Source organism: Klebsiella sp. C360 (assembly GCF_048822415.1).
GTDB classification, from domain to species: Bacteria; Pseudomonadota; Gammaproteobacteria; order Enterobacterales; family Enterobacteriaceae; genus Klebsiella; species Klebsiella quasipneumoniae.
In genome coordinates this window covers 1-21621 of sequence record NZ_JBMEZZ010000023.1, presented here as the reverse complement: position 1 = coordinate 21621, position 21621 = coordinate 1, and the positions used below count along the sequence as shown (strand labels likewise).

26 protein-coding genes and 4 pseudogenes are annotated in these 21621 nt (G+C 49.8%); 10 read left to right on the top strand and 20 right to left on the bottom strand.

The window, feature by feature from the left end; translation table 11 throughout:
- Positions 1-59 precede the first annotated feature (59 nt).
- From ACOI7D_RS26895 to ACOI7D_RS26830, 14 genes are all read right to left on the bottom strand, one after another.
- A complete protein-coding gene (locus tag ACOI7D_RS26895; protein WP_000792636.1) occupies positions 60-593 on the bottom strand; it encodes a phospholipase D family protein in 534 nt (177 codons plus the stop codon).
- Complete coding sequence (locus ACOI7D_RS26890; RefSeq protein ID WP_000128596.1) at positions 593-1588, bottom strand: ATPase, T2SS/T4P/T4SS family; 996 nt, start codon at positions 1586-1588, stop codon at positions 593-595. Before ACOI7D_RS26890 ends, ACOI7D_RS26895 begins: the two co-directional genes overlap by 1 nt.
- A 41-nt stretch (positions 1589-1629) precedes the next feature.
- Positions 1630-2790 carry a type IV secretion system protein VirB10 gene (virB10, locus tag ACOI7D_RS26885; protein WP_000101710.1) on the bottom strand — a complete coding sequence of 387 codons (1161 nt, stop codon included), beginning with the start codon at positions 2788-2790 and terminating at the stop codon, positions 1630-1632.
- The gene (locus tag ACOI7D_RS26880; RefSeq protein WP_000735066.1) at positions 2790-3674 is read right to left on the bottom strand and encodes a TrbG/VirB9 family P-type conjugative transfer protein; all 885 of its coding nucleotides are present in this window, start codon (positions 3672-3674) and stop codon (positions 2790-2792) included. The genes virB10 and ACOI7D_RS26880 overlap by 1 nt, the downstream gene beginning before the upstream one ends.
- A 10-nt stretch (positions 3675-3684) precedes the next feature.
- A complete protein-coding gene (locus tag ACOI7D_RS26875) occupies positions 3685-4383 on the bottom strand; it encodes a virB8 family protein (protein WP_000646594.1) in 699 nt (232 codons plus the stop codon).
- On the bottom strand, positions 4373-4501 hold the full coding sequence (locus ACOI7D_RS26870; RefSeq protein WP_071882546.1) for a conjugal transfer protein TraN: 129 nt from the start codon (positions 4499-4501) through the stop codon (positions 4373-4375). Before ACOI7D_RS26870 ends, ACOI7D_RS26875 begins: the two co-directional genes overlap by 11 nt.
- Before the next feature lie 100 nt (positions 4502-4601).
- Positions 4602-5642, bottom strand: a complete 1041-nt coding sequence (locus ACOI7D_RS26865; RefSeq protein ID WP_001749958.1) for a type IV secretion system protein — start codon at positions 5640-5642, stop codon at positions 4602-4604.
- 15 nt (positions 5643-5657) lie between these two features.
- On the bottom strand, positions 5658-5885 hold the full coding sequence (eexN, locus tag ACOI7D_RS26860) for an IncN-type entry exclusion lipoprotein EexN (protein ID WP_001749959.1): 228 nt from the start codon (positions 5883-5885) through the stop codon (positions 5658-5660).
- Positions 5886-5892: 7 nt separating this feature from the next.
- Entirely contained in the window at positions 5893-6606 is a 714-nt protein-coding gene (locus tag ACOI7D_RS26855; protein WP_001749960.1) for a type IV secretion system protein, read from the bottom strand.
- A 17-nt stretch (positions 6607-6623) separates the two neighbouring features.
- Entirely contained in the window at positions 6624-9224 is a 2601-nt protein-coding gene (locus ACOI7D_RS26850; RefSeq protein WP_001749961.1) for a VirB4 family type IV secretion/conjugal transfer ATPase, read from the bottom strand.
- Positions 9224-9541, bottom strand: coding sequence for a VirB3 family type IV secretion system protein (locus ACOI7D_RS26845; RefSeq protein WP_000496058.1), 318 nt, complete (start codon positions 9539-9541; stop codon positions 9224-9226). The genes ACOI7D_RS26850 and ACOI7D_RS26845 overlap by 1 nt, the downstream gene beginning before the upstream one ends.
- 49 nt (positions 9542-9590) lie before the next feature.
- Positions 9591-9884 carry a hypothetical protein gene (locus ACOI7D_RS26840; protein WP_001749962.1) on the bottom strand — a complete coding sequence of 98 codons (294 nt, stop codon included), beginning with the start codon at positions 9882-9884 and terminating at the stop codon, positions 9591-9593.
- A gap of 9 nt (positions 9885-9893) precedes the next feature.
- On the bottom strand, positions 9894-10175 hold the full coding sequence (gene korA, locus ACOI7D_RS26835) for a transcriptional repressor KorA (protein ID WP_000440698.1): 282 nt from the start codon (positions 10173-10175) through the stop codon (positions 9894-9896).
- Positions 10176-10183: 8 nt separating this feature from the next.
- Positions 10184-10918 carry a lytic transglycosylase domain-containing protein gene (locus ACOI7D_RS26830; protein ID WP_001749963.1) on the bottom strand — a complete coding sequence of 245 codons (735 nt, stop codon included), beginning with the start codon at positions 10916-10918 and terminating at the stop codon, positions 10184-10186.
- A 108-nt stretch (positions 10919-11026) separates the two neighbouring features.
- On the opposite strand from ACOI7D_RS26830, the gene ACOI7D_RS26825 reads away from it, so the two are divergent.
- From ACOI7D_RS26825 to ACOI7D_RS26800, 6 genes are all read left to right on the top strand, one after another.
- Complete coding sequence (locus ACOI7D_RS26825) at positions 11027-11332, top strand: H-NS family nucleoid-associated regulatory protein (RefSeq protein ID WP_000960954.1); 306 nt, start codon at positions 11027-11029, stop codon at positions 11330-11332.
- Between the two features lie 15 nt (positions 11333-11347).
- On the top strand, positions 11348-11692 hold the full coding sequence (locus ACOI7D_RS26820; protein WP_001749964.1) for a hypothetical protein: 345 nt from the start codon (positions 11348-11350) through the stop codon (positions 11690-11692).
- On the top strand, positions 11689-12003 hold the full coding sequence (locus ACOI7D_RS26815; RefSeq protein ID WP_001749965.1) for a TrbM/KikA/MpfK family conjugal transfer protein: 315 nt from the start codon (positions 11689-11691) through the stop codon (positions 12001-12003). Before ACOI7D_RS26820 ends, ACOI7D_RS26815 begins: the two co-directional genes overlap by 4 nt.
- A 113-nt stretch (positions 12004-12116) precedes the next feature.
- Complete coding sequence (locus tag ACOI7D_RS26810; RefSeq protein WP_001191790.1) at positions 12117-12350, top strand: hypothetical protein; 234 nt, start codon at positions 12117-12119, stop codon at positions 12348-12350.
- Positions 12351-12399: 49 nt separating this feature from the next.
- Positions 12400-13047: a restriction endonuclease gene (locus ACOI7D_RS26805; protein WP_015344958.1), complete on the top strand. Its 648-nt coding sequence runs from the start codon at positions 12400-12402 to the stop codon at positions 13045-13047.
- Positions 13048-13051: 4 nt separating this feature from the next.
- Positions 13052-13258, top strand: a complete 207-nt coding sequence (locus ACOI7D_RS26800; RefSeq protein ID WP_001749967.1) for a hypothetical protein — start codon at positions 13052-13054, stop codon at positions 13256-13258.
- 10 nt (positions 13259-13268) lie between these two features.
- Here ACOI7D_RS26800 and ACOI7D_RS26795 read toward each other — a convergent pair.
- Positions 13269-13541 (bottom strand): annotated as a pseudogene (locus ACOI7D_RS26795) (IS1 family transposase); the annotation flags it as partial.
- Positions 13542-13639: 98 nt separating this feature from the next.
- Here ACOI7D_RS26795 and ACOI7D_RS26790 point away from each other — a divergent pair.
- A complete protein-coding gene (locus ACOI7D_RS26790; protein ID WP_001288432.1) occupies positions 13640-15073 on the top strand; it encodes a DNA cytosine methyltransferase in 1434 nt (477 codons plus the stop codon).
- A gap of 33 nt (positions 15074-15106) precedes the next feature.
- On the opposite strand, the gene ACOI7D_RS26785 is transcribed toward ACOI7D_RS26790, so the two are convergent.
- Positions 15107-16315 carry a type II site-specific deoxyribonuclease gene (locus ACOI7D_RS26785; protein WP_001749969.1) on the bottom strand — a complete coding sequence of 403 codons (1209 nt, stop codon included), beginning with the start codon at positions 16313-16315 and terminating at the stop codon, positions 15107-15109.
- Positions 16316-16376: 61 nt separating this feature from the next.
- Between ACOI7D_RS26785 and ACOI7D_RS26780 the strand changes: the two are divergent.
- A pseudogene (locus ACOI7D_RS26780) lies at positions 16377-16442 on the top strand (EAL domain-containing protein); the annotation flags it as partial.
- Positions 16443-16581: 139 nt separating this feature from the next.
- Here the strand turns inward: ACOI7D_RS26780 and ACOI7D_RS26775 are convergent.
- The 3 genes and pseudogenes from ACOI7D_RS26775 to mobC all read right to left on the bottom strand — a co-directional run.
- Entirely contained in the window at positions 16582-17346 is a 765-nt protein-coding gene (locus ACOI7D_RS26775; RefSeq protein WP_001389365.1) for an IS6-like element IS6100 family transposase, read from the bottom strand.
- Between the two features lie 117 nt (positions 17347-17463).
- Positions 17464-17538 (bottom strand): annotated as a pseudogene (locus ACOI7D_RS26770) (EAL domain-containing protein); the annotation flags it as partial.
- Between the two features lie 58 nt (positions 17539-17596).
- Positions 17597-17755: pseudogene (gene mobC / locus ACOI7D_RS26765) on the bottom strand (plasmid mobilization relaxosome protein MobC); the annotation flags it as partial.
- 736 nt (positions 17756-18491) lie between these two features.
- Here mobC and ltrA point away from each other — a divergent pair.
- Complete coding sequence (gene ltrA / locus ACOI7D_RS26760; RefSeq protein ID WP_044067521.1) at positions 18492-19841, top strand: group II intron reverse transcriptase/maturase; 1350 nt, start codon at positions 18492-18494, stop codon at positions 19839-19841.
- Between the two features lie 89 nt (positions 19842-19930).
- On the opposite strand, the gene ACOI7D_RS26755 is transcribed toward ltrA, so the two are convergent.
- Entirely contained in the window at positions 19931-20671 is a 741-nt protein-coding gene (locus ACOI7D_RS26755; protein WP_015060105.1) for a subclass B1 metallo-beta-lactamase IMP-4, read from the bottom strand.
- A 152-nt stretch (positions 20672-20823) separates the two neighbouring features.
- On the opposite strand from ACOI7D_RS26755, the gene intI1 reads away from it, so the two are divergent.
- Positions 20824-21621 (top strand): class 1 integron integrase IntI1 (intI1, locus tag ACOI7D_RS26750; protein ID WP_016809449.1); only part of this gene is annotated, 798 nt, incomplete at its 3' end.

Sequence of the window (21621 nt, the reverse complement as noted above, 5' to 3'; positions counted from 1 at the left end):
TGCGCGATACTGAGATCAGTTTCTTTGAACAAAAAAAACCGCCTTTCGGCGGTCAGTATTCAGTAGCTGGAACGGTAGTCTCTCCCCCGATTCCAGCGGTCTTGCCAGTGTTCGAGGAATGATTCAGCGAGCTTAGGCATGTTCCAGATCACCACCGCATTCTCCGAGTTTTTCGTTTCGGCCGCTTTGGTGAAATTAAAGCTGCCAGTTTCAACGGTCACATTATCCACGATGATCACCTTGTCATGCTGGATAGGGAAATCACTGTCAGTACGCAAAGGGATGCCGCTGTTCGCTATGTAGTTCATGGCCGCAATGCTGGCGCGCCCCGTATTGCCCCTTTCATCAATTACGATTTTCACATCAACTCCCCGTTTTTTGGCTGCTACCAGTGCCTTCATAATATCCGGGGCGGTAAAAGAATAAGCCATCATCCGTATCGAGGTTTTTGCGGAGTCAATGGCGCTCAGGACGAGAACGCGGGCGCTTCCTTCAGGCGAGTAGCCAACCTGAACGGATGGTTCCACCGCAAAGGCGGGCAGGGCGGCTGTCGTAAATGCTGCGGCCAGAAGCCAGGTTGCTAAGTTTTTCATTACAGGCTCCCGTTCACACACTGCATTTTATATTCAGGGTCAAAATAAATTTCTTTGATTTTCCGCTTTTCCATATGCACCACAACGTCAATGGTGGAGTAGAGCATTCGCATAATATCGCTCATATCGAGCATACGGCCGATAGGGGTCGCCTTGATAAGCAGCCCAATACGGTTAAAGGCATCGCGCGCAGAGTTAGCGTGCGTTGACATAACACCGCCTGGATGGCCGGTATTAAGTGCTTTAAGATAATCCCACGCAGCATCATCCCTAAGCTCAGTCATGATGATACGGCCCGGTGTCAGACGCATACAGGCTCGCAGGGCATCAGTGGCGCTGACGCGGCCGATCTTTCCTGCATCGCCGTACATCATATAAACGGCTTCTACAACGTGATCGACCGTGACTTCGTGAACGTCCTCTAAAATAATTACACGCTCGTCTTTATGTAGCGATTTTAACAGCGCGCGCGTGAGTACCGTTTTCCCCGACCCGGTTTCACCGCAGATCACGATAGTGCGTTTCTTCTCAACGGCGGTTTGCAGGAATGCGGGCCATTTTTCGCTGCTGTGCAGCTCTTTAAGGAAAAAATCATCATCCGTTAGGCTTTGCTTGCTGCCGGTAATCTTCCGGCAGTCACTGAAAATCCCCTCGCTGGTCAGCTGCTCCAGATTTTTATCGGCCGCCAAATCCTTACGAAACGCTACGGCCGTTGTACCGTCAATCACCGCAGGGGGCAGACAGATAACGCCCCTGATCCCGCCAGGCAGGATCACGTCATTAATGGCCTGCATGGTCAGCTTGTTGCTGCTCACCAACGATTTAGCAAGGTTCCTAATAAAATCTGCCGTAATTGCCGCGTTCTGCACAACCCTGCGGCCGCTGAACGTATCACAGATAACTTCCTGAAAGCAGTTAATGCGAATTTCAAAAACAGTAGGATCTTCTAAATACTCGCGCAGTGGGCCAAGTTGATAGAAAGCTGCATCAGTCATGATTACTCCTGAAGAAAAGCGGGCGCTAAGCGCCCACTTTTTTAGTTGTCTGCGAGCGTATAAACGCCGCTGAAATCGAGGTCGCGGGCAACAAAAATGCTCACCGCATCACCCTGCTGATCGTAGAGGGTAGGGGGGATAGACATGTAAGAGCGAAGTGCTTCAGACGCCAGCTGCTCACCGCTGTTTTCTGTGCTGTTGTACTGAATGTTATTACTCTGCGTCTGGTTAACCAGCGCCGTTAAGGTGTCAGAGAACAACGAAATCATGATCGCACCACGCAGACGCTCCCACATATGGGTATCCACCTGGCCCGGAATCCCCGCGCTGCCGAGTGAGTTCGTTCCGGCACTGTCAATATTAACGATTGTCCCGTCCTGGTCATTGCGGATACGCTCCCAGAGAACAAACACGCGCGCCTGGCCGTCTTTGATACCACCGGTAATCTGCCCGTCAACCCATGAGCCTTTATCAATCAGCCTAACGAGTCCATCAGCTGAGTAAACGTCCTGTGAAACCCGGCAGGAAACCTGACCCGGAACAGTGGTATCCAGCTCGGTGCCGGTACCACAGGGGATCATTTTGCCTTTCGGAACAGTCAGGCTGGGATTAGCCATGACTCCAGCGCGGCTAGCCTTCAGCCTTGCAGGAGTCAGGTTTTTAGCGAGTGCTGAACTACCTTCGCTTGTTTCGTTGTCCTGGGGCTGCACTCCGGGACTATTGCTTGTAGCCGCCTGATTAGTCTGGGCCAGCTCGCCGCCCAGACGACGCTGCATAGCCAGTTCTTCAGGCGAAGGTTCTTTACGCTTATTAGAGGTACGCGCGGCGGTATTGCTGCTGCCCGCATCTGCATCTGCCTGTGCGGCAGCCTGCACAGCACGGGCATCAGTGGCGCTATTCTGCGCAGTTGCAGGTTTATTAACATCAGGATCGCTGTTAAAGCTGTAGTTTGGCAGTGTATTGGCCTGTTGCGCTTTACCACCGTCTTTATCAGCTTCAGCTTTAGCCGGGGTGCGAATTTTACCCATGACCGTAATCCCGATGAATACCAAAGCAAGCAGCGCCATCAGTATGACAAAGGCTTTCATACCAGGAGCCGAACGGCGGTTACTGCCTTTAAATCCGCCACGCTCGCTTTCAAATTCACCGTCTCCGGTGTTTTCATCGAGTTCCTGATCTACATCGACACTTTTACGGGCCATCAGTTATCCTCCCCAATTTGAACCCTGCGCACATCCGGGGAAGCCGTACCGGTTGCTACCGCACCGGCGCCCGGTGCGAAATTATTATTACGAACGCCAACGACTTTATCGCCCAGACGAATACGCCACTCTTTAGCGACGGTTTCCACCTCGATGATGTTGCGGTTCTCACCCACAACATGAGAGTTAGGCAGCGTTTCTTTGCCACTGGCCGAGATCATGTAGACCTGCGGTAACTCCGCATTGGCCGGAAACTCAAACCGGGTAAAGCGGTAGTTATCCCAGACGTGAACCGGCTGGATGCTGCGCATTTCAGGCTGTTCGCTCATTACGTACTGATAGTTCTTCGCCCCCGCAAAAGCCGTCTGCTTCAGCTTCTGCGTAATGCGTTTTTTATCAGCCGCGCTTTTGGCTTTTTCCTGCTGCTCAAACGGATATTCATAGGTCAGCTGAAGAACGGCCTGGCGCACAGCCCACGGCGTTTCAATAAAGGATTTTGATACCGTACCGTCTGCATTTTTCTTCGTTTCTTCACCGATGAAATGGAGGACGATGTTATAGGTGCGCTTATCGGTGACGATCACCAGGTTGGTATCACTCATGGCCTGTTTCGGCTTCACAAAAAAATGGTTCATTTTGTGCGCAAACGTCCAGCTTTCAGAATCGCCAAAAGCATGAGTGATATAGGTTTCGTCAGGCGCGACAACAATGTGGGTAGCCACACCGGCGATAGCGTCAATTTTGACCACATTAACAGGGTTATAAACAACGCTTTTAATGCGATAGTCATAAGGAGAATTGCGGCCAACCTCAAGCGCCATAACGTTAGTGGCCGCGCCTCCCAGGACTGACAAAACGACTGCTGAAAGAAGTAGTTTTTTCATGGGGCAGCCCTCAGTTAACTTCAGGGTTGACGCGATAACTCGTCACGCGGAAACCCAGCGGGTTGACATAACGCTGCTCAGCATTCATCGCCAGCGATTTATATTCATACCCCATAATGGCAATCCAGCGCTGCGGCTGATCATCAACGGGATTGCTGCGCACGCGGCGAACCGTAGTAAAGCGTATCGTTGCTACGCCGTGCGGTTTATCGAGGATCACAGAGTTAATCTTCACGCGGGTCGTTTCACTGTCGCCCAGAACCTTATCAAGACCGTTGCGGCCCTTGAACTTGCTCTGGTAAGACTCTGCCACGTTCGGCGTGGACATTAAGCCAACGGCCGTATAGTCGACCTGAACTGAATAGAAGTCATAGCTCTCACGGTGAATGACATATTGTGTCAGCCAGAACTTATCAATTTCGTCACCATAAGAGGTCTGGTCGCGGGTCAGCTTGACCTGCTGTACTTCGTGAGTGGCCTCGTTGAGCGTTAGCAGATGTGCGGGGATTGGCTGGCTGTACTTATGCACCACGTAACCAACTAAAGAGAGTGCAAAAACAGTTACCACCGCTGAACCGGTGGCAACCATCCAGGCGGTACGCCGGGACTTCAGCACTTCATCCATCAGATCAACTTCAAGCCCTTTACGGCTTTCGTTGAACTCTTTAATGGCTTCACGTGTAAGCCCTGTTTTTTTATTAGCTTTCATTTGCACCACCTTGCGTATCAACCGGGATTGTTTTGTTTACTGGAACGGTGTTGCTCCAGTCCGGCTCCGGTGGCGGTTTATGCCCGCTGGAACAGGCGCTAATCAGAAGAACTCCCATAAGCAATAAGCTGCGCATTACGGCATCCATTATCGGTTGTTGAACGTACTAATTATAATAAGTCGCCGAAATTGCAATTTCAACGACTTTTGTTTTAATTTTATGCAGCCTTCTTCCCGCGACTGCCCCTTGCCTTACCACTTAAATTAGAACCACTGCTTCCTCCGCTGTTGCTGCCACTTCCTCCACCTGCCGATTGCTGGCCGCCGCCACTGTTACCGCCTCTGAACGCATTACCGCCAAACATGCCGTGGCTGCCCATATTGCCAAGCGCCTGCATGGAAGAACCCGTAGAGCGTGCGGCGTCAGCAACTCCGGCGCTGATACCGCTACCCCAGCTGGCGGCAATTTGCGGAATCTGGAACAGAACGAAAACGGAAATGACCGTCAGTAATAAGGCGGAGATAGAACCAGTGATTGATGAGTAAGCGGCATCAGAGTTCATCGAGGACAGGAGGTTGTCGAACATCTGCATGATGAAACCAAACACGAGCGCAAGAATGACGACGACAAGGCCATAGTTAATGACCGACGCCAGCCAGCGAGCAAAGATGTTTTTTGTCGCTCCCCACAGCAGGCAGAAGATTGCAATCGGGCCAAAACAAAGCGTAACGGCCAGAAGGATCTTAGCCATGATCACAAAGCCCGCACCGAGGCCGCCCAGCACAACGGTAGCAATCATCATAATGCCGCCAATGGCATACGCGGCCAGGCCGCTCGATGAAAACACGTCTGCGGCTTCCCATGCGGTGTTGACGATCTTGATACCTTTTTCAATACCGCTATCAATAATCGCCGGTACGCCACTTGCACCGACTTTATTAGGGGCAGACAGTATCCCGGCAAAATCATCCGGCAGGTGAAGCGCCACGTTGACCAGTTCCTGTTGATACCAGCCGCCCGCCGTTGCAAAGCTCAGGATAAGGGCTATGGAAAGATACTCTTTAATCAGCGAACTCAGGCTGTCGCCCGCCCCCGGATTAAACGCTGAGTACATCCCCTGAACCATCAGCTTGATTGTCAGACAGGTGGCAATCAGAGGCGTTACATCAGAGATAATGGTGGCAACATTGGCGCTCACCATTGACGTAATCGCCCCGTCTACTTTTGCGAAAATGTCTGCGACTAGGGTGAATGCCATATTGCCTCCTTACTCCTAAATTTTCGGTGAATTGATTTCGCCGTCTTTTTTGCCGAACACAAACAGCTGACGATCGGCTTCGCGCGCGTTTTTGCAATCAGGTTTCTGAAGTTCATCCGCGTCTTTCTTGCATTCCTGAATTGTTGCCTTGCGCTCTTTCTCATGTTTTTTGTACCACTCCACGTCATGCGAGGCATCGCAGGCCACCAGGAGGAAAGGGATAACAAGCAGTAGTTTTTTCATAATTACCTCAGTTAATTGAAGGTGACGCGGTAACGTCCCCGCCGGTTCCAAAAACAAAATTGTGGGTGGCACGTTCTTTCTGCGCACGTAATAGCTTGTCCTGTGACTGCTGCAACATGTTCATCAGATTCAGCTTCGCCTGCTCACCCTGAATAGCACCCTGTGACGTCTGGATACGGGCCTGTAAGTCAGCAATCGATTTCAGGTCTGGAGTCGTTTTAATCTGCTCCGTCAGCTCCTGCATATCGGTTAGTTCCTGCATCTGGTTGTTGTAGGCTTTTTCTGCCATAACGCGGTCATAAGCGCCTTTTTCAGCCAGCTTTTTGTTCATGTAGGTAATTGCTTCGCTGGGCGTCATGTCGTCAACTTCCGCATTAAACTGGCCCATCATGCTGTTAACTGAAGGCGTGACGGAAGAACTGGAGTTCATGGCGTCGCTGTAGATCTCCTTCCAGTTGTCCGGCAAATTATTTGCCAGCGTGCTGGTAGACGTCCCCAGCAGATCGCCCAGGTTGGTTGTCTTTGCCATCGACTCATACATATTTTTCTGCGTTTGCAGCTGGCTTTTAAGCTGCTCCAGCTGCTGCGCCATTTGCTGAAGCTGCTCGACCTGTTTAGCCAGCTCAGTAGGGTTGGTCACGATGATGCCTGCGGAAGCGCTTTGCGCGCCTCCCAGAATCAGGCCGGTGGTCAGCAATACTGCCGTCAGTGTTTTTTTCATGGTGTTTTGCCTCGTTGTTAAGCCGTCAGGCGCCAGTATTCTTTGAGCCATACTTCAGGGTCATTACCGAGCCGTTCAACCAGCTCATGCGCAATTTCGGCGTTTTGTGGTTCACCGGACAACACGCTAAGAACGTTGTCCATTGTCTTAATATCTGCATCAATATCGTCGCTGTTGCGAGGGTAGAGATTGAAAGAAGCAATCGCAGACTGTTGCCCTTGTTTAACCAGGAACTGTCTGGAGTGTTCGGTAATCGACATCAGCGCGTCGTATTCAGCATCAGTAAGGAAGGCATAATCCTCTCGGATAGCTTCCGGATCGCGCAGGCAGATTTTTGTGACGGTCTGCGACATGATCGTGCGGCCAATACGGCTGGACAGCGCATCGTTCGGCTCCTGCGTGGCAAACACATAGATAGCGTCTTTCTTACGGTCAGTTTTGATACCACGCTTAACTTCACGCTCGATAACCGGATCGTCAAGGTAGGCGTGGAACTCGTCAAAGCACTGAATGACGCGGCGTTTGCCGTCGATGGAGTCACGTACCCGGTACAGAAGGTACATCATGAGCGGAGTACGGGCCGGGCTGGATACTTCCTCTTTGGCTGCGATAAACTCGGATAAATCGAAGCCAAAAATATCATTCGCGCTGAGATCCAGGCTGTCTTTATCATTGTCAAACAGCCAGCCATACTGGCCTTCGCGCGTCCATTCGCGCAGCAGCCCTTTCAGTGATACGCCATTTTCCACAACTTCATTCACGTACCCGTCCAGGATAGTAACGGTGCGCGCCTCGCGTGGAATAAGTGAGCCTTCCCCCATAACCGCATCAACGCCTTCAGCCAGTTCGGTAGCCATCGTTGCGCTGATAGGCCCGTTATTGGTGGTTTCCACACAAATGCGGAACAGGTTTTTAATGAGGGCAATATTGCGTTTGGTCGGTTCAATCTGAAGCGGGGCAAACCCGGACGGCATACCCTGTTGCAGAACTTTATAGTAGCCACCAACGCTTCGAATGAACGGCTCCATACCGCGGTCACGGTCATAAACAAAAAGCCGCGGGTTGTACTTCATTGACTGCGCCAGCAGGAAGTTAAGCAGCGTGGTTTTACCTTCCCCCGACATACCCGTTATTAACGCATGGCCCAGCGGGCGTTTACCGTAGGAAAGTTCTTCAAGCGGGGTCACATGGAAATTAAAATAGAGTGGCGTACCGCTGATCGTGCGGAACATGGTCAGCGCTGGCCCCCACGGGTTATTGTCAGGCTTGCCACGCATAAAATTGTGGAACGGGCTGAAGTGCAGGAAGTTCCATGAGTTTATCGGAACCGGGCGCGGCGCCCATTTCTGGTTGCCAGGCAGTCTCGCATAATATGCAGCCTCAGAGGCCAGGCTGATAGTCCCGCCAACCACGCCACAGCCGGTTAGCATAACCTTCACACGACGCGCTTTGCGCTGTACCGCGTTTTGGTCATTATCCCAGACATGCACGGTTCCATGATGGTAGCCCATCACGAACTCTCTGGACGTCAGCATATCGAGCGCAGTACCAAGCTGTGCCAGCTGGCTTTGCGCACGGTCGCGCGTTTCCTGCAAAGATTTTTCCTGATGCGTCAGAAACGTTTTAGCTGAAGATTCAGAGAGGCAAGAAAAACTCTGCGTCAGAAGGTATTCAAAATCGGCTTCTTTAAGCATGTTAAGCTGGCCTGGCTCTGTATCTTCTTCGTATTCACGAAATTCAATGCCGGTGGTATAGAAGTTGTGATCTACCGTTCTGATCTGGACAACATCCCCCCACAGGGAGCTAACAGGGCGGTTGTCCATGATGTACTCACGGATACGATCACGGCAAACAGGCACGATGGCCCATTCCATATTTGCGAGGAAATAAAGGAACTCCAGCGCTTTTGAATAAGCGTGAGCCTGCGAAGGTTCAGGCTCGTTGCGTTCGATAACAATGGCTTCGTCAAAAATGTCTGATTCATCGACTTCAGCAAGTTCTTCACGTTCTTTTTTATCAGGCGCAGGAATTTCAACACCGCGTTTGTCACGATAATAGATACCCAACTGCTGAATGCCATACGGCTTCATTGCTTCCAGGATTTGTTCAGAAATATCTTCCAGACCTTCAAGCGCCTCATTCTGCATTTGCTGAATTTCGTCACGAGTCGGCTTTTCAAATTTCGCCAGAAACTTCTGTGTTTTATCCCCTACCTGTTTGTAAATAACGGTCAGATAAAGGTCATTAATCAGCTGCTTGGAATCACCGTGCAGCTTACGGTTATATTGATCAACATAAGCAGGGAAAAAATGGTCATACTCACCATCCGGGTACTCTTTAGCCTCATGGTGATATTCATGCGTCCACAGCTCTACATGGTCTGTTCCGAAGCTCTTGACCAGCGTATTAAGGTCTTTATGCCAGGTGACCAGTTCCCGATCTGATGCGCAGTCATGTGTGCGGCCATCCAGCTTGAAAAAAGCCATCAGATCGCCGTTTTCCATCGAAATCACGTAATCATTGAGGTGATAAGAATAGGGCAAATACTTTTTATTTACTGATGGCTCCTTACGGTAGGCATCAATTTTTTTTGGCTTCGTAGCGGTGGCAGCTCTCATTATTTTAAACCCTTACGTTTGTAGTCAACAGAGGAATAAGACGATCCTCCCCACTGCTTAAACGGAGAATCAAACCAATTACTGAATTTGGTTTTCAACCACAGGCCCATAATTCGAAACATGCGGTCGTCATATTTTGTTAATGCAGCTGAAGGAATCCACAAAAAGACGAACACCAGAATCGCCCACATATGAATAATCATAAAAAGCGAGGCAGAAATCATGAATATCATCATAGCTACATTACGTGGTACACCCAGCGCGCGAGGTAAGCGAGTCGCACCTTTGAAAAGCGGTCTTTTCCCGTCAACGAACATCTTTGTAGTCCTCACTTTGGGGGACAAAAGTCCCCCCTTTTCGCGTTGTTCAGCTTCCTACGCCCGTCAGGGAAACCAGAAATGATGCAGAACCAATACCAATCAGCGAGATTACGATACGAGGAATAAAGCTGGCTGGGATTACGTGAAGCATCCACATAAAGCAACTAACCATGATCGCAATAGCACAACCAATTGGAATCCATGTGCTCAACCACGTCTGGATTGATGTAGCGGTTGATTCACCAGTATCGGTGCCAGCGGCCAGCGCAATTTGCGGCAGGGCAATGGACAAAACGCCCATAACTACCGCAGGGCCATACTTCTTAAACAACGTGGTCATACTTTCTCCTTACTCACTATCTTCTGTTGATTGCAGATTTAACCGGCATTCTTCAACGCCACACTTATCTTTCAAAAACTCTGCCAGTAGCCTTAAATCAGCCCAGGTTCGTAGCTCATGCTCTTTGTTAACCCTAATGGAACATGCGATCTGGCCCAGCTGTTCATCGTCTATCTGAAAAACGGGATACCACTTCTTTAATGAAACCCGTTCTATCGTTACCTCCTTCACTTTTCCTGCTTCAAATAGCTCCAGGATCTGTGATTGCAATACAAGGTACAAACGTTCCATCCATAACCTCATTCCCCCTTCGCTGTTTCCTGTCTGGTTAAAAAGGCATCCGTATTATTTCGGCTGAAGGCATCGCCATCACCCGAACCAAAAACATCTTGTTCACCGTCATACTGCGGCGCCGTACTTTTTGCCTGCTGAGGCTCAGTCGCGGTGCTGTCCTCACTGGTCTGGCCGTCAGGTAGCAGCGTAGGGATTTTCAAATCAGTTGATTGACGCGCCACGTTGATAACTTTCGTGACATACCCGTTAGAAATCCCGTTTGTGAGTGAGCCGGTGTTGTAGCAGGAAAGCGCGTGTCTCAGCGCAACCTGCCCGGCTGGGTAGGATTTCAGGGCGCTATCATAACAGGCTTTAAGGATGGTCTGGCTCGCCCGCAGGTTGATGCAGGGTTTGAAAATATCGTCAACCGAAAGACCCAGGCCCACTAAATTATTTGAGTTAATTTGTGCAAGGCCCATATCAAAACTTTTATTATCCTTCAGCAGAACTTTCGCAACGCTGACGGCCTCAGCTTCAGTACGCGGTTGCTGTTTTAACTGAATACTACCGTTAATATTGATCCTGTACGGCCCATTTGAGGACTCATGGCCGACGATGTACGCCATCGTTAAGGGTGAAACATCAGGCGCACATCTCTGCGCAAGCCTGGCAACTTCATCGGAGGCAGGCGCAGCACTGGCACGGCCAGCACAAGCAAGGCAGGCCAGAGCGAGAACCAGGAGTTTTGGATGTTTACTCATTTATGTTTCACCGCGTAATTGTAATTTCGACGACTTTTGTTTATGATAAGGGCTAATGAGATCGTGTCAAGAAGAAACGAAAAGAAAACCGCTGAAGGAAGGAAGGTGATGCTGGTTCCCCTGAAATCAGAAAAACGACCAAAAGGCGAACCCGTGTATCGTGACCCGGATAACCCTTTTAATACGTGGACTGGTATAGGGAAGCGCCCGGCCTGGCTAACTGCAAAATTGGACGCTGGCATTAGCCTGGAAGCCATGAAGATGCAGGGCGTAGCCAACCCCAGAGAACATAGACCAGCAAAATACCGCGACCCCAGGAACGCAGAAAATACCTGGTCCGGGACTGGCCGCCGACCCACATGGCTCAAAGAGCTGCTTGATAGTGGTTTATCACTTGATGATCTGAAGATATAACCGGAGGGTATAAAAATGGGCGAACTTATTGATTTTGCGGAAAGGCAAAAAAGCAGAAGGAAGAAAAAGGCATCTTCCATTCCGCCCATTTTTAGAAAATTTCGTGTCCATGCGATCAGGTTACTCGCCAGCATCATCAAATCCGGCTCTTATTCAGTTGCTTATATTGTTAAGAAAATTACAGGAAAGTTAATCAAGTTTTACACAATTTTAACGATTTTCGTTTTTGTTGTCGAATATATTGCAGGCGATATAGGTTACAAATCTATTTATAACGCAGCGTTATTATTAATATTGCTTACCGTTATCAACATTCTGGCGAGTGTATATCTGAACAAACTGTTAAGGACAAAACAATGAAGAAACTCTTAATACCTCTGATAGCAGCTGGTAGTCTGCTTTATATTCCTGCCAGCCATGCTGAAGATCCCTGCAAAGTTATTATGTGCATGGCGGGCAAGCTCACCGGCGATAGCGGCGGAAGCGAGTGTAACAGTGCTGAAGCTGCTTTCTTCAATATCGTTAAAAAGAACAAGCACGGCTTTTTACCCAACCACACGAAGGATGCCAGGAAGGCTTTTCTTAATGAATGCCCGGATAATGGCGAAGGTGGAAGTAACCAGTCGATGATAAGCCAGATCATAAGTAAATACGGGAAAGTTCGCTTATAGGCGAACTAGGAATAATCTCAATTTAAGGAGCCAACGTGAAAAAAATAATATTAAGTGCATTAGCCTGTACAGCTCTCTTAACTGGTTGCGTCAGCCAGGATAAAGGTAATGCGATGCAGAGCCAGCTGAATAACCAGCAACGCCAGATTAACGAATTATCCGTTCGTTTGCAGTCTGCGGAGTCCCGGCTATCAAAGCAGGAAGAAAAGCTGCGCAACGAACTGCTGCAATCCAGCGGCTATTGCTATCTGAATGGCGCCCGCTACTCGACCGGCACCGTACTTTACGGGCGGATTTGCCAGAATCAGTCAGGCAGCGCTTCGTGGCAGGTATACAGCCGTCGCTAAACACCAGGGCGGTTTAACCGCCCTTTTCTTTACCCTCAGAAAGCCCACTATGACCATGATCCCCTTCCCCACTACAGAAAACCTTATTCTATGGGCTTGCAGCGCCATCGCACTGCTTGCCGTTGTATTCTTCCGGCGTTCAGTACGGCACAGGCGACACAAAAGGAAGCAGCAAAGTGCGCGGCGGGTGCTGGAGCGCATAAAGACGTTGCCGGGCTTCCCACAAAAAATTAACTACCTGAGGAAAATTGATCCTTTTGTGTTTGAAGAACTGTTGCTGGAAGGATTTGAAGCGCATGGCTTCAGAACCATCAGAAACAAACGCTATACCGGCGATGGAGGCATTGACGGCCAGGTAATAATAGGAAAATATCGCTATCTTATTCAGGCTAAACGCTATCGCGGCCATATTGCTTTACAGCACGTACAGGAGTTCGAGAAGTTGCTTAAACGTCATAACTGTCGCGGTCTGTTTTGCCATACCGGGAAAACCGGCGCAGGTTCAAAATCTGTCAGTATTGCCAGTGAACGGATGGAGATTATCAGCGGCCAGCGCCTGATAGATTTGCTCACGCCCGGCAGCTCCTTCACTATCGCAACCGCCCCGCAGACGATGATGAAGCGTACCGCAGCAACACTAGAAACGAGCACCATTGTTAAAGATGCCGGTAAAGAAAATCGATACCATGAGAGTTAATTAAATGAAGTCAGTAACTATAGAAGCAAAAACATTTGCTGAAATGTTAGGAATAACAGAAGGTGAGTTAATCTTTGCCATTAAGAAAACTGGCACATTCAAAAACAAGACCATCCCACAACCTCATGAGCCACATAAATCAAATAATAGATTTTTATATTCAGACGTAATGAGGTTTATAGAATCACTAAAAGACAAAGAGAACCGGTAATGACTCCAACTTACTGATAGTGTTTTATGTTCAGATAATGCCCGATGACCTTGTCATGCAGCTCCACCGATTTTGAGAACGACAGTGACTTCCGTCCCAGCCTTGCCAGATGTTGTCTCAGATTCAGGTTATGTCGCTCAATGCGCTGAGTGTAACGCTTGCTGATAACGTGCAGCTTTCCCTTCAGGCGGGGTTCATACAGCGGCCAGCCATCCGTCATCCATACCACGACCTCAAAGGCCGACAGCAGGCCCAGAAGACGCTCCAGCGTGGCCAACGTGCGTTACCTAACAATAAACCTGTTTAAATATCCAGATAAAAACATTCAATCTGGGTCAAATGAGTGATACAGTTTCACCCATAAGACCCAATGGAGGCAATATGTCTGAATTTGAATTACTGGCGCAGGATCTGCTTGAGAAAGCAGAAGCGGAAGAACAACTGCGACAGGAAAATGATAAAAAGCTGCTCGGGCAGGTGCTGGAAATCTATGACCAGAAGTACGTGGCTGAACTGCTTAGAAAAGTTGGTAAAAATGAGTGGAGTCGCGAGACTCTTAATCGCTGGATTAATGGTAAGTGCTCACCTAAGACGCTGACGTTAGCCGAAGAGGAACTTCTACGAAAAATGCTTCCGGAAGCGCCTGCACATCACCCTGACTATGCCTTCCGGTTTATTGACCTGTTTGCTGGGATTGGAGGTATACGGAAGGGCTTCGAAACCATCGGTGGCCAGTGCGTTTTTACCAGTGAATGGAATAAAGAGGCTGTGCGCACATATAAAGCTAACTGGTTTAACGATGCTCAGGAACACACTTTCAATCTCGATATTCGTGAAGTCACGCTCAGTGATAAACCTGAAGTACCTGAAAACGATGCCTATGCTTACATTAATGAGCATGTGCCGGATCATGATGTACTTCTAGCAGGTTTCCCCTGTCAACCGTTTAGCCTTGCGGGCGTAAGCAAGAAAAACTCGCTCGGGCGCGCGCATGGTTTCGAATGTGAGGCTCAGGGAACGCTTTTCTTCGATGTGGCGCGTATTATCCGCGCAAAAAAACCTGCCATCTTTGTTCTTGAAAACGTTAAAAACCTGAAGAGCCATGACAAGGGTAAAACCTTTAAAGTCATCATGGATACCCTCGACGAACTGGGCTATGAAGTTGCGGATGCAGCTGAGATGGGCAAAAACGATCCTAAAGTTATCGACGGAAAGCACTTTTTACCTCAGCACCGAGAACGTATCGTTTTGGTCGGTTTCCGCCGTGATCTGAACATTCACCAGGGCTTTACCCTGCGCGATATTAGTCGTTTTTATCCGGAACAGCGTCCGTCATTTGGCGAACTGCTGGAACCCGTGGTTGACAGCAAATATATACTGACGCCGAAACTCTGGGAGTATCTCTATAACTACGCCAAAAAGCACGCAGCTAAGGGTAACGGATTCGGTTTTGGCCTCGTTAATCCTGAAAATAAAGAAAGCATTGCCCGTACGCTTTCTGCTCGCTATCACAAAGACGGGTCTGAAATTCTGATAGACCGTGGCTGGGATATGGCCACAGGTGAAACAGACTTCGCGAACGAAGAAAATCAGGCGCATCGGCCCCGCAGGCTGACTCCGCGAGAGTGCGCGCGCCTTATGGGTTTTGAAAAAGTAGATGGCAGGCCTTTTCGCATTCCTGTGTCAGACACTCAGTCGTACAGGCAGTTCGGTAACTCCGTAGTGGTGCCCGTGTTTGAAGCCGTAGCCAAACTGCTTGAACCTTATATCCTGAAAGCGGTTAATGCCGATTCGTGCAAGGTTGAACGAATCTGATCGCTCCTCCCGGTATTTATGCCGGGAGATAATCTATGGAATATCTGCGTAAAGCCCTGTCAGCTCAGCAATAAACGCACCTAGCGTCATTAGCTCAGCTCTCACCGCCTCCGGGTATTTTTTGTGCAGAGATGATGGCACGACCAATCTGACACCCGACTCCCGCATCTCCCGATATTGAGCCAGAGAAACTCCCTCCTGGAGTGTAAACAGATGCACCTGATGAATTTTATCGGCCTCATTCAGTATCTGACGCCAGCGATCCTTACAGGTAGTCTTGACTGCCAGCATGCGCAGATTTTCTACGGGAAACTCAGTATCGTGGTAAGCCCCTGCGGAAGGGAAAAGGAAATCGGGTTTTTTATTACCTTCTGTGATGGCCTGCGTCGCAAAGTGTCGCAGGCCGTGCTCAATGAATAGATGCTCCAGGTGCAGTTCCAGCGACTTCCCGGCTCTGGATTTACGGCGATTGCTGACAGAATTGGCCAGCGCAATAAATTCATCCACAGAGCCAAATCCTTTCCGGATGATATCCAGAACATGCAGTTCCTCAACCAATAGAAATATGTCGTACTCCACGCGCCGGCGGTCAAGAAGTTGCTCATCCGGATCAAGGGAATTTTTCACATAATGGCTGGCTGCATACTGAATAATTTCACTTCCCGACGGAAAGCGCAGGTGCCAGTCTTCAGGTAGAATATATTTATGATTTACTGGCGCTTGCTGTAGAGATAGTCCGCCTAGAATCTGTCCTGCGGGGCCGGATATAAGCGCTCCGGGTATAACTTCACCAATAGCGGTCTCAATGACGTCCTCTTCATCAGTGCTGGCGCATACCCAAATATTTACTTCCTTACAGTCCCCCCCTTGCTCATCAAGCTTGAAAGCCAGGAGCGTCAGAGCCCCTGTATTTTCAGGATCCTGAAGTGGGCTGCCTCTACCCCAGCGGGTAATCCTTTTTTCATTCCGGGTTTTACCAAAATGACGGCTGTTATAATAAATTGCCCTGGCTTCGCTGTCAGGGCAATCATGCGATGACACATGTGCGGTGAGAAAAACCGAAGGGTTCAGTTCACGGGTATGGTTGATAGACGGAAAGAGTTTTTCAACGATACCTGAAGGGATATAAAGCCCTACCTGGTGACCACCTGTTGCGCCGGTATCGTTGGCGGAAAGGCGTTTGATGTAGACGAAGTAATTCTCACATGCGATCTCAAGTAGCCAGTTGTGGAAAACCGACATAAGCATCCCCTGTTACCCTGAAACTCTACTCACCATTTTTTCATGATTATATACAAACAGTGTCATTTTCAGAAGACGACTGCACCAGTTGATTGGGCGTAATGGCTGTTGTGCAGCCAGCTCCTGACAGTTCAATATCAGAAGTGATCTGCACCAATCTCGACTATGCTCAATACTCGTGTGCACCAAAGCGAGGTGAGCATGGCGACGGAGGCTCTGTTGCAAAGATTGGCGGCAGTCAGAGGTAGGCTGTCGCTCTGCGCCGATCAGGCGGCTGCTGCGAAATGGTGGTTGAGCATGCCCATGGCCTCCGTCAGCGCCGAGGGCCCAATGCCAAAAGCTCTCTCCACAAGGCGCACCTCGCCCCTGATGCCGGGCTGCAGGCACCAGGGGCGAGCCTGTCCTTTGCGCAGGGCTCGCATGACTTCGAATCCCTTGATCGTGGCATAGGCCGTGGGGATCGATTTGAAACCGCGCACCGGCTTGATCAGTATCTTGAGCTTTCCGTGATCGGCCTCGATCACGTTATTGAGATACTTCACCTGCCGGTGGGCCGTCTCCCGGTCCAGCTTTCCTTCGCGCTTCAATTCGGTGATCGCTGCACCATAGCTCGGCGCTTTGTCGGTATTGAGCGTGGCAGGCTTTTCCCAGTGCTTCAGGCCTCGCAGGGCCTTGCCCAGGAACCGCTTCGCTGCCTTGGCGCTGCGGGTCGGCGACAGGTAGAAATCGATCGTGTCGCCCCGCTTGTCGACTGCCCGGTACAGGTAGGTCCACTTGCCCCGCACCTTGACGTAGGTTTCATCCAGGCGCCAGCTCGGATCAAAGCCACGCCGCCAGAACCAGCGCAGCCGCTTCTCCATCTCCGGGGCGTAGCACTGGACCCAGCGATAGATCGTCGTATGGTCGACCGAAATGCCGCGTTCCGCCAGCATTTCCTCAAGGTCGCGATAGCTGATCGGATAGCGACAATACCAGCGCACCGCCCACAGGATCACATCACCCTGGAAATGGCGCCACTTGAAATCCGTCATCGTTCCGTCCGTCCAATCTCCGCCAAGCATGCTCAAGCTTCACGATTTTTGCAACAGAGCCCACACGAGTATTGAGCATAGTCGAGATTGGTGCAGATCACTTCTGATATTGAACTGTCAGGAGCTGGCTGCACAACAGCCATTACGCCCAATCAACTGGTGCAGTCGTCTTCTGAAAATGACAATCGTGCCACCGGCTCCAGGTCTTATCGAACAGCTCAGACACATGGTCCAAATGCTGGTCGATCCGTTCGGCCAGTTTTTCGATGGCCTCTTGCTTGAGCTTGTCACTTTCCCTGAACTCGATGTTCAAGGCCCTGGCCACCTGGTTGAGGTTCCGGCCGATAGCTCCAAGCTGCCGGCACGATTCCCGTACGGTGTTCACTTCTTCATCAGTGAGGACCGGCATCCGGTTCAACGACCGCAGTCATTTCTGTACCTAAACAGTCCTGCGAATATGTGAGTTTTGACCTAATGAGCCACAAAAACTCATTTTCGCCCACGATAATTTTTCTACTTCCTTTCTTTGGAATGCTCATTTCAATATTCACATAACGTCGCTATCAATCGCGGAAAAGGCGTAGTGCGCGAAGCGAACGAAGCTTTTTGCCGTCGATTGCATAGCTTTGTGTACGCCCAGCATGGGCATGAACTAATGAGGTGAAAGTCCTCTGTAGGAAGGTCACCGTTCGATAACATGCTGTTATTAAACGTTAACTACTAGCGAATGGCAAGGGCTTACCCGTGAGGGGCGGTCTGAAGGAAGCCGCTAGCAAATTTGCGAGCTGATGAACAAGAACATCATATGAGGCGTAGGCTGAAGGTGAGTTGGCACAAGACGACGAAACCACGTGATCTAACGGCCACCGTAAATGATGCAGCAGTGCAAAGAAAGTTCATGTCCTTATCTGGGGAGATCTGCTTAGCATGCGATCGGTCATTAACCAGTAAGGCTCTGGTCTACAAGTGTCTTGGCTTTTCAATTTCATCAACTGGAAAGAGCGAATTAGATGAAAACCGATAGCGCATGACGGGGCAACTCGGCATGTGATTAAGCAGAAGTCAGCAGACGGCATAGTAGCCCAACGCCTATCGTAATGGATGGGATATGGTGAAGGCCTGAACATTTAGAAGAAGGAGGAGTCTTGCCAAACTTGTCGGTACTCACTACGTCGTCAGACGATTACTATCAACAGCGTATTAGCCCGCAACCAGCCTTCAGCAGCAATCTATTTCCGCAACTACTCGAACCTGAGAATCTACACCGAGCTTGGCGACAAGTGAAAGCCAATAAAGGCGCGTCGGGTATCGATGGCATGACCATCGAAGCCTTCCCGCGCTGGATGCAACAAGGCGGCTGGCAACAGTGTAAATCTCAGCTTGAGCGAGGAGAATATCAACCCTCAGCGGTCAGGCGCGTGGAGATCGATAAACCCGATGGCGGTAAACGCAAATTGGGGATCCCCACCGTGATTGATCGTGTGATACAACAAGCAATCGCTCAGATACTCACGCCGTTGTTTGACCCCTACTTTTCAGTCAATAGCTTCGGCTTTAGGCCGAACAGAAACGCCCAGCAGGCGGTACTACAAGTCAGGAATATCATCAAACAGAAGCGCAAATTTGCCGTTGATGTTGATCTGTCCAAGTTCTTTGACCGCGTCAACCACGATCTGTTGATGACTCAGTTAAGGAGTAAGGTGCAGGATAAGCGTCTGCTAGCGCTTATTGGCAAATACCTGCGAGCGGGCGTCATGGTCAACGACCAATTTGAAGCAAGCTTCGAAGGTGTACCTCAGGGCGGCCCACTCTCACCCTTATTATCAAACATCATGCTGGATAGTTTGGATAAAGAATTGGAAAGCCGAGGACATCACTTCGCCCGCTACGCTGATGACTTTATCATCTTGGTGAAGTCTCAACGGGCGGGAGAACGTGTTCTCAAGAGTATTACTCATTATCTTGGTACGAAGCTAAAACTGATCGTTAACGAGCATAAAAGCCAAGTAGTTAAGGTAGGTCAAAGCAAGTTCCTTGGCTTCACCTTTAACCGAGGAAAGATCCAATGGCATGCCAACACGTTGCACGTTTTCAAACAAAAGATACGACGACTGACGAACCGCAATTGGGGAGTCAGCATGAGCTATCAACTGTTTAAACTGCGGCAATATATGCAAGGTTGGATCAATTACTTTGGCATAGCCAACGCTTATCAAGGTTGCGTCGATTTAGACCACTGGATCCGTCGCCGAGTGCGTATGTGCTACTGGCGTCAGTGGCGAAAACCACGGACTAAGGTGCAGAACCTACTTAAACGAGGTGTCAGGATCCAAGCTGCCGTTGCTTGTGGACTCACAAGTAAAGGCCCTTGGCGTAGTTCGAAAACGCCAGGCATACAGCAAGCGCTGAGTAACGAGTACCTAGAGAAAGCTGGATTGTATTCACTAAGAGATGGATGGATTGCAGTTCATTATCCTAGCCAAATAACAGGTTAGGAGTTCTAAATGAACCGCCCTGTGCGGAGCCGCATGCAGGGTGGTGTGGGGGCTGGAGGCTAGATACCTCCGGCTACCCGATTAGAAATTTAGTTGCTTAGTTTTGATGGTTTTTTACTTTCGTTTAACCCTTTAACCGCCTGCTCTAATGTAAGTTTCAAGAGTGATGCGTCTCCAGCTTCACTGTGACTTGGAACAACCAGTTTTGCCTTACCATATTTGGATATTAATAATTTAGCGGACTTTGGCCAAGCTTCTAAATTTGCGTCACCCAAATTACCTAGACCGTACGGTTTAATAAAACAACCACCGAATAATATTTTCCTTTCAGGCAGCCAAACTACTAGGTTATCTGGAGTGTGTCCTGGGCCTGGATAAAAAACTTCAATTTTATTTTTAACTAGCCAATAGTTAACCCCGCCAAATGAATTTTTAGCTTGAACCTTACCGTCTTTTTTAAGCAGCTCATTAGTTAATTCAGACGCATACGTGGGGATGGATTGAGAATTAAGCCACTCTATTCCGCCCGTGCTGTCACTATGAAAATGAGAGGAAATACTGCCTTTTATTTTATAGCCACGTTCCACAAACCAAGTGACTAACTTTTCAGTATCTTTAGCCGTAAATGGAGTGTCAATTAGATAAGCTTCAGCATCTACAAGAACAACCAAACCATGTTTAGGAACAACGCCCCACCCGTTAACTTCTTCAAACGAAGTATGAACATAAACGCCTTCATCAAGTTTTTCAATTTTTAAATCTGGCAAAGGCTCTGCTGCGGTAGCAATGCTACAAAACAAAAATATAAAGAATACAGATAACTTGCTCATACTTTCCCTTTTCTAACTTTGTTTTAGGGCGACTGCCCTGCTGCGTAACATCGTTGCTGCTCCATAACATCAAACATCGACCCACGGCGTAACGCGCTTGCTGCTTGGATGCCCGAGGCATAGACTGTACAAAAAAACAGTCATAACAAGCCATGAAAACCGCCACTGCGCCGTTACCACCGCTGCGTTCGGTCAAGGTTCTGGACCAGTTGCGTGAGCGCATACGCTACTTGCATTACAGCTTACCAACCGAACAGGCTTATGTCCACTGGGTTCGTGCCTTCATCCGTTTCCACGGTGTGCGTCACCCGGCAACCTTGGGCAGCAGCGAAGTCGAGGCATTTCTGTCCTGGCTGGCGAACGAGCGCAAGGTTTCGGTCTCCACGCATCGTCAGGCATTGGCGGCCTTGCTGTTCTTCTACGGCAAGGTGCTGTGCACGGATCTGCCCTGGCTTCAGGAGATCGGAAGACCTCGGCCGTCGCGGCGCTTGCCGGTGGTGCTGACCCCGGATGAAGTGGTTCGCATCCTCGGTTTTCTGGAAGGCGAGCATCGTTTGTTCGCCCAGCTTCTGTATGGAACGGGCATGCGGATCAGTGAGGGTTTGCAACTGCGGGTCAAGGATCTGGATTTCGATCACGGCACGATCATCGTGCGGGAGGGCAAGGGCTCCAAGGATCGGGCCTTGATGTTACCCGAGAGCTTGGCACCCAGCCTGCGCGAGCAGCTGTCGCGTGCACGGGCATGGTGGCTGAAGGACCAGGCCGAGGGCCGCAGCGGCGTTGCGCTTCCCGACGCCCTTGAGCGGAAGTATCCGCGCGCCGGGCATTCCTGGCCGTGGTTCTGGGTTTTTGCGCAGCACACGCATTCGACCGATCCACGGAGCGGTGTCGTGCGTCGCCATCACATGTATGACCAGACCTTTCAGCGCGCCTTCAAACGTGCCGTAGAA